At 44.7% G+C, this 1,745-nt stretch carries 2 protein-coding genes; both read right to left on the minus strand.

From position 1 onward, the window contains the following. On the minus strand, positions 1-1,052 hold a 1,052-nt coding region (gene yhbH, locus D1970_RS21545; RefSeq protein ID WP_119114901.1), incomplete at its 3' end, for a sporulation protein YhbH. A gap of 224 nt (positions 1,053-1,276) precedes the next feature. Further along, positions 1,277-1,459, minus strand: a complete 183-nt coding sequence (locus D1970_RS21550; protein ID WP_119114902.1) for a hypothetical protein — start codon at positions 1,457-1,459, stop codon at positions 1,277-1,279. Between the last annotated feature and the right edge of the window lie 286 nt (positions 1,460-1,745).

A 1,745-nucleotide genomic window follows, 5' to 3' on the forward strand; every position in this document is an offset into this window, starting at 1 on the left:
TTTTTGCGGGTATATCGTCTACGATTGTACTGGTTTACTTCCCCGTAGCCGAACATATTGGAAACTTTCATCAGCTGTTCGACCAGTTTAACACAGCGTGCATTGTCCGAGGTGAGATTGTCACCATCTGAAAAATGGAAAGGATAGATGTTGAATTTCTGCGGATCATATTTTTCATCAATCAGTTCAAGCGATTTCCTGTAGGCTGACGAGCAAATCGTCCCCCCGCTTTCGCCTTTTGAAAAGAAGTCTTCTTCCGTTACAACCTTCGCTTCTGTGTGGTGTGCGATGAATTCAATATCAACGGTCTCGTACTTGGTTCTTAGGAAACGGGTCATCCAGAAAAAGAAGCTTCTTGCCATATACTTTTCCCATATTCCCATTGAGCCGCTCGTGTCCATCATCGCCAGGACGACCGCTTTGGAGTCTGGCTTAATCACTTCATTCCATGTCTTAAACTTCAAGTCTTCCTTGTAGATCGGATGGAATGCTGGTTTGCCTGTCATCGCGTTCCGTTTATAGGCCGATATCATTGTCCGCTTTTTATCGATGTTGCCCATTAGACCCGTTTTGCGGATATCATTAAATTCAATGTCCTCGACCGTCTGCTCCTGGTTTTGCTTTCGCTGCAGATTGGGCAGCTCCAATTCCTTGAATAACGCTTCTTCAAGCTCCATAATCGATACTTCTGCCTCATAAAAATCTTCCCCGGCCTGGTCCCCGGCCCCCTGGCCTTTTCCTGGTCCCGGCTGTCCTGATCCATCTCGGGCAACCACATCGCCTACCTGGCTGTCCCCTTTTCCCTGGCCAACATGTTTGTTTTTATCATAATTGTAGCGGATTTTATATTCATCAAGGGAGCGGATCGGTATTTTGACGACCTCCCTGCCGTTCGACATCACAATGCTCTCTTCAGTAATCAGGTCAGGAAGGTTGTTCTTGATCGCTTCCTGCACTTTTTCCTGATGGCGCTGCTGGTCATCATGGCCTTTTCGGTGGAGGGACCAATCTTCCTGGGAAATTACAAACTGGCCGCTGTTTTCATCGGTCACTTTCAACCCCTCCTGTCATTTTTTAATTTTTGTAACATATTCCGTGAATCTTACATACAATAACCCGAGTGAAAAAATATGATGATAGAACTGTAATTACTCTATCTTATGCTGGCAGAGAAAATAATTTACAAATAATTAAGACAATTAAACAGACCAAAGCCTGCCGGACAAGCCCGTTTTTTATCTGCAAAAAAAAAGCTTAGCGGCTTCACTCTATGCCGCTAAGCTTTTTTATTCATATCACTATATTGAACAGGATCTGGTATTTTGTTGTATTCTTCTTTAAGCTCCTCACCGGTTCGGCGATTCTCCATTTGTTTGCCGAGGTTTTCCATCTCTTCCTCATTGGCCGCCATGCTGCCGTTTTTAGGCACATAATTTTTTGGCAATTCATTATTTTTCATTACAATCACCTCTTTCCTCTTTTATACCCTGAATTGGGCAGCGATAAACCAAAACAGCGGCAGGGGTTTCCGCAAAACTTAACCACAAGCTTTCACACGAGGAGCGGGTGTAAGCTTGTCTCCCGTTTTAAGGTGGTTGGTTGATATATGGCTCGCGTTGATCGATATCCCCGCCAGCTTGGTTGATTTCCTGAGAAAGTTGGTTGATATCCCCGCCAGCTTGGTTGATTTCCTGAGAAAGTTGGTCGATATCCCCGCCAGCTTGGTTGATTTCCTGAGAAAGTTG

It is taken from the genome of Mesobacillus zeae, assembly GCF_003570705.1.
In the GTDB taxonomy this organism is placed as follows: Bacteria; Bacillota; Bacilli; order Bacillales; family Cytobacillaceae; genus Mesobacillus_C; species Mesobacillus_C zeae.

What these genes read in the sequence shown, in the direction of transcription:
- D1970_RS21550 (WP_119114902.1), bottom strand. Translation starts at nt 1,459, where the DNA reads ATGAAAAATAATGAATTGCCAAAAAATTATGTGCCTAAAAACGGCAGC.